Origin of the sequence: Streptomyces hirsutus, assembly GCF_001418415.1 — a bacterium.
Classification (GTDB): Bacteria; Actinomycetota; Actinomycetes; order Streptomycetales; family Streptomycetaceae; genus Streptomyces; species Streptomyces hirsutus.
The window spans coordinates 1-5,637 of record NZ_LIQT01000627.1; the positions used below are offsets into that span (position 1 = coordinate 1).

At 71.1% G+C, this 5,637-nt stretch carries 7 protein-coding genes; all 7 read left to right on the forward strand.

What is annotated here, in order from left to right; all coding sequences use genetic code 11:
• On the forward strand, window positions 1-412 hold a 412-nt coding region (locus AOK11_RS36190; RefSeq protein ID WP_240497625.1), incomplete at its 5' end, for an LLM class flavin-dependent oxidoreductase.
• Window positions 409-1,365 (forward strand): ABC transporter substrate-binding protein, encoded by a 957-nt coding sequence (locus tag AOK11_RS36195; RefSeq protein ID WP_240497626.1) that lies wholly within the window; start codon window positions 409-411, stop codon window positions 1,363-1,365. The genes AOK11_RS36190 and AOK11_RS36195, both read left to right, overlap by 4 nt.
• Window positions 1,366-1,386: 21 nt before the next feature.
• Window positions 1,387-2,418, forward strand: a complete 1,032-nt coding sequence (locus tag AOK11_RS36200) for an amino acid ABC transporter permease (RefSeq protein WP_055597876.1) — start codon at window positions 1,387-1,389, stop codon at window positions 2,416-2,418.
• Window positions 2,415-3,215 (forward strand): amino acid ABC transporter ATP-binding protein, encoded by an 801-nt coding sequence (locus tag AOK11_RS36205; protein ID WP_055597877.1) that lies wholly within the window; start codon window positions 2,415-2,417, stop codon window positions 3,213-3,215. Before AOK11_RS36200 ends, AOK11_RS36205 begins: the two co-directional genes overlap by 4 nt.
• A gap of 105 nt (window positions 3,216-3,320) precedes the next feature.
• Entirely contained in the window at window positions 3,321-4,301 is a 981-nt protein-coding gene (locus tag AOK11_RS36210; protein ID WP_055597878.1) for an ABC transporter substrate-binding protein, read from the forward strand.
• A 165-nt stretch (window positions 4,302-4,466) separates the two neighbouring features.
• A complete protein-coding gene (locus AOK11_RS46525) occupies window positions 4,467-4,589 on the forward strand; it encodes a putative leader peptide (protein ID WP_338058968.1) in 123 nt (40 codons plus the stop codon).
• A 140-nt stretch (window positions 4,590-4,729) separates the two neighbouring features.
• Window positions 4,730-5,637: glutathione S-transferase family protein (locus AOK11_RS36215; protein ID WP_063793573.1), on the forward strand; the 908-nt coding region annotated here is incomplete at its 3' end.

Consider the following 5,637-nt stretch of genomic DNA (forward strand, 5'->3'; position numbering starts at 1 on the left):
GGCACGGCATGCGGCACCCCGGCGGCGCCATCGCCCCCGGGGGCCGCATGCCGTGCCCCAGAACACCGGCTCGCAGCGGCTCATCGCCATCGCCGAGGCGGGCGAGCGCTACGACCGCGCCCTGTGGACCCCGACGGCGGCCGCCACCGGGGGAGCGGGCAACTCCAACGCCCTGGTGGGCACCCCGGAAACGGTGGCCCAGGCGCTGCTCGACTACTACGACCTGGGCGTCGACATCCTGTCCGCCCGCGGCTACGCCCTGCTCGACGACGCGATCGACTTCGGCCGGTACGTGATCCCGCTCGTCCGTGAGGAGGTCGCCAAACGCGACGCCGACCGCGCGGCCGGCCGGGCGGTCGGCGTCCCGACAGCCCCCGCGGCCGCGAACGGATGGAAGGCCTCCGACCTGTGAACCGTCGCACGCTCAGAACCCGCCCGCGCCTCGCTGCCACCGCCCTCGCGCTGCTGCCCGTACTGGCGCTGACCGCCTGTGGATCCGGCGAGCCCTCCGGTACCGGAGCGGGTCCCCAGGTGTCCGCCGCGCCGTCCGACGACCCGGTGGCCGCCGTGCGCACGGTGGAGTCCGTCGCCGCCCTGCTGCCCGCCGGTGTCAGGGCGTCCGGCACGCTGCGCGTCGGCAGTTCGATCGGTTTCCCGCCCGGGGCGTACTACCCCGACGGCTCGGACGAACCGCCCGCCGGCCAGGACATCGACGTCGCCGACGCGGTGGCGAAGGTCCTCGGCGTCGAACTGCAGCGGCAGGACGCTTCGTTCGAGACGATTCTGCCCGCCCTCGGCAGCGGCAAGTACGACGTCGGCACCGGCAACTTCGGCGTGACCGGCGAGCGTCTGAAGACCGTCGACTTCGTCACCTACATCAACGACGGCCAGGGCTTCGCCGTGGCCAAGGGCAACAGGTCCCTCGGGAAGCGGGTCACCGACCTCCTCCAGTTGTGCGGGCTGACCATCGGCACCGGCGCCGGCACCACCTTCGAGGCGACCCTCGCCGCACAGAAGGACCGGTGTGCCGAGGCCGGCCGGAAGCCGTACGACGTGAAGGTCTACGCGGAGAACGCGGCGACCCTCACCGCGCTCCAGCAGGGTCGTATCGACGTGATCATGTCGACGATCAACGGCCTGCGCCACCAGGCGGCCCAGCCCGCGTCGCGGACCACGTTCCTCGGTGAGTTCCACCGGCTCGACGTCGGCTTCGCCTTCAAGAAGGGCTCCCCGCTCACCAAGGCCTTCCAGGCCGCCGTCAACGAGCTGATCGAGAACGGCACTTACCTCCGGATCCTGAAGAAGTGGGGCACCGACGCCTCCGCGATCGGGACCTCGCGGATCAACCCGCCCGAACACACCTGACGAGTGAGCAGGAACGCCACGATGGGACTCCCCACCGGATCCACCGCCGCACCGCCCGGCGCGTCCTCCCCGGGCCGCGGCCGCCCCTCGGCCGCACCCGTCCCGGACGATCCGGGCTCGTTGAAGGTCGTCCCCGCACGCCACTACGCCCGGTGGACCGCGACCGTCGCCGTGGCCGTCCTGGCCGCGCAGTTCGTGCACGGGATGGCCACCAATCCCGTCTGGGAATGGGCCGTCTTCGGTGACTACGTCCTCTCGGAGACCATCGTCCGGGCAGTGTGGGTCACCCTCCAGCTCACCGCCTACGCCACGGTGCTGGGTTTCCTCCTGGGTACCGTCCTCGCCTTCATGCGACTGTCCCGCAGCCCGCTGCTGCAGACCGTCGCCTGGACCTACATCTGGATCTTCCGGTCGATCCCGATGATCGTCCAGCTGGTGTTCTGGTTCAATCTCAGCGCTCTGTACAAGGAGTTGGGCGTCGGTGTCCCCTTCGGCCCGGTTTTCTGGTCCGTCGACAGCAACAGCCTGATCGGCACCATCGGCGCCGCCGTCATCGGACTGACACTGCATCAGGCCGCCTACGCCGCCGAGATCGTCCGAGGCGGAGTCGTCTCCGTCGACCCGGGACAGCTGGAGGCCGCGGCCGCCCTGGGCATCCCGCGGCTGCGCCAGATCCGGCGGATCGTACTGCCGCAGGCGATGCGCGCCATCCTGCCCACGGCCGGCAACGAGATCATCGGCCTGCTCAAGGGCACCTCGGTCGTCTACGTCATGTCCATCGGCGAGCTGTTCTACCAGGTACAGGTGATCTACGGCCGCAACGGCCGGGTGATCCCCCTGCTGCTGGTCGCCACCGCCTGGTACGTGGTGCTGACCTCGCTGCTGTCGGTCGCGCAGTACTACGTGGAGCGGCACTACGCGCGGGGCGCCGACCGCACTCCGCCGCCCACCCCGCTCCAGCGCGCCTGCCGCCTGATCCGCACCCTGCGCGCGGCCGCGGCACAGCGCGAACAGCCCGTCGTACCACTGAAGCCCCTGGGAGGCAGCCGATGAGTGCGGTGACGAGCGAGCCGACGGACCCCGTGACGCGCCAGGTCATGGTGGACGTCCACGGCGTCCACAAGAGCTTCGGCCCGCTGGAGGTGCTGCGCGGCGTCGACCTCCGGGTCCGCACGGGCGAGGTCACCGTGATCCTCGGCCCGTCCGGCTCCGGGAAGTCCACGCTCCTGCGCACCATCAACCATCTGGAGAAGGTCGGCCAGGGCTGGATCGCCATCGACGGCGAACTCGTCGGCTACCGCCGCTCGGGCGGAAAGCTGTACGAGCTCAAGGAGAAGGACGTCCTCAAACAGCGGACCGGTATCGGGTTCGTCTTCCAGAACTTCAACCTCTTCCCGCACCTGACCGTGCTGGAGAACCTCGTCGAGGCACCGGTCTCCGCGCTGCGCCGCCCGCGCAGGGAGGCCGAGGCCACGGCCCGGCGGCTGCTCGCGCGGGTCGGGCTCGAGGACAAGGCCGACGCCTATCCGCGGCAACTGTCCGGCGGCCAGCAGCAGCGGGTGGCCATCGCCCGCGCGCTCGCCCTCGAACCGAAGGTGCTGCTGTTCGACGAGCCCACCTCGGCGCTCGACCCGGAACTCGTCGGTGAGGTCCTCGACGTCATCAAGGACCTGGCCCGCACCGGAACCACCATGATCGTGGTGACCCACGAGATCGGCTTCGCCCGCGAGGTCGCCGACACCGTGGTGTTCATGGACAGCGGGGTCGTCGTGGAGCAGGGGCCGCCCGCGGCCGTGCTGGACGCTCCGCGGCACGAGCGCACCCGGGCCTTCCTCTCCAAGGTCCTCTGACCCGCCGCATCCGGCCTCCCCTTTCCCCTCCTCGTCTCCTCCTCCCCTTCCCTTCTTCTCTCCCTTCGTCTTCCTCTCTCCGTCCCGCACCCAAGGAGTACGCCCATGACCGCCTCGCCCGTCCGCCGCACCGCCGCCGCGCTGGGACTCACCGCCGTCCTCGGCCTCGCCGCCTGCGGCAACCCCTCGGACGGCGGGACCACCGAGGTGAAGCAGACGTCCGGCGCCCTCACGAAGATCAACCTGAGCCCGGACCAGAACCGCGTCACCACCAAGAAGGTGGACTCCATCGCCGCACAGGTGCCGGAGGAGATCCGCGGCAGAGGCACGCTGGAGGTCGTCAACTCCTCCGGCTCCGCGGCGCCGTTGACCTTCCACGCCACCGACAACAAGACCGTCATCGGCGTCGAGCCGGACATCGCCTCGCTGGTGGCCGACGTCCTCGGCCTCGAACTGCGGCTGAACCCCGTCTCCTGGGAGAACATCTTCGTCGGCCTGGACAGCGCCAAGTACGACGTCGGCTTCAGCAACATCACCGTCACCGAGGAACGCAAGGAGAAGTACGACTTCGCCACCTACCGCGAGGACAACCTGGCGTTCGAGGCGAAGAGGAACAGCGGCCTGAAGATCGCCGGGGCCGAGGACGTGGCGGGCAGGACCGTCGCCGTGAGCAGCGGCACCAACCAGGAGAAGCTGCTGATCGAGTGGAGCAAGGACAACGAGAAGGCCGGCCGGGAGCCGGTGGACATCAAGTACTACCAGAACGACAGCGACATGCATCTCGGGCTCCAGTCCGGCCGCATCGACCTCTACCTCGGCCCCAGCCCGACCTCCGCCTACTACGCGGCCACCACCGGAAAGACCGAGGTCGTCGGCTCGTACTCCGGTGGCGGCGCCACCCTCCAGGGCCTCATCGCGGCCACCACGAAGAAGGGCAGCGGCCTGGTCGACGCGCTCGCCGGCGCGATCGACGAGATCATCGACAACGGTACGTACGCCGAGGTGCTGGAGCGCTGGGGGCTGACCGACGAGGCGGTGACCGACTCCGAGATCAACCCGCCCGGCCTGCCCACGACCAACAAGTAGGCGCCGGGCGGGCACCCGGACGCACTCCACGCTTCCCGGCAGACCCAGGGCGCCCGGCTCAGGGTGAGCCACAGGGTGCCGTGGTCACCCTGTGGACACCTCTTGACGCGGAGCGCGGCCGGCTCGACACTCGACGAAGGATTCCTAGTGAACAGGTAGGGAAGCATGGGGCGCCTCGAACCGGTCACCAGCCGAGTGAGCCGCGTGCCCCGACGGTCGCTTCTTCTGACCTCCCGCCGTCACATCGATCTGCTGCGCGTCTGCAGCGCCATCGGATCCTTCGCCTAGCCGGCTTCGCCTCCGCGCGTCCACACCCCACCGCTCCGCCTCACGGGCCCCCGCCCGTCGCCGTGCCGGTGTGCCACGCGCCCTTGCACAGACGACGTTTCCTCCGCGCCCCCGTCCGCGCGCCTGCCCTGGGGAGAGCCATGTCCGTCATCTCACCCGCCACGCACACGCCCGCGCCGTCCGCCCCCGCCTTCCGGGGCCGGATCGGCCGGGACGCGCGCAGCGGTCACTACGCCGTGCCGCGCCGCTACCGCCTCCACCTGTCCACTGCCGACCCCGCCTGTCTGCGCATCGCCGTCACGCACACCCTGCTCGGCCTCGACGACGTCTGCGCGGTCACCGTCCTGCCCGCCGTCCCCGACCGCCCGGACGGCGGGTACACCGAGCTGTCCCCGCTGTACGACGCCAGTGCCCACCGCTACACCGGACCGGCCCTGGCCCCGGTGCTCAGCGACGGCTGGTCGGGGCGGATCGTGAGCACCCACGCCCCCGACATCGCTCGCGACCTGGCCCGGCGGTTCGACGGCGGCCGCTCCGCGCCGTACCCGTGCGGCGCGGAGTCGGAACTCGAGGCCGTGGAGCGCATGTGTGCCCAGGGCATCGACGAGGCGGCACGCTCCGCGGGGTCGGCCGCGGCCGACCCCGCCGCACGCGCCGAGGCGCTCGGCACCCTGCTGCGCACGCTGGGCTCACTGAACAACTGGCTCGTCGACCGCGACCACATGATCCGCGACCGGATCACCGTGGCGGACGTGGAGCTGTGGGTCACCCTGGTCCAGCTCGACACCGTGCACCGCCACCACCTCGACGCCGAGGCCGTACGGGACATCGCCGCGTACGAGACCCTGTGGACCTACGCCCGCCGGCTGGCCGGCCACCCGGCCTTCGGCGGCCACCTCGACGTCGACGCCATCGCCCGCCGCCACCACGCCCACTGCCGTGCCCCGGCGGCCACCGGAACCGCCGTGCCGATCGTCACCTGGCCCGACCGTGCCCCTTCGGGCGCGTACACCGCCGGGGCACGGCAGTGGGCGTGGTGGCGGCGGGC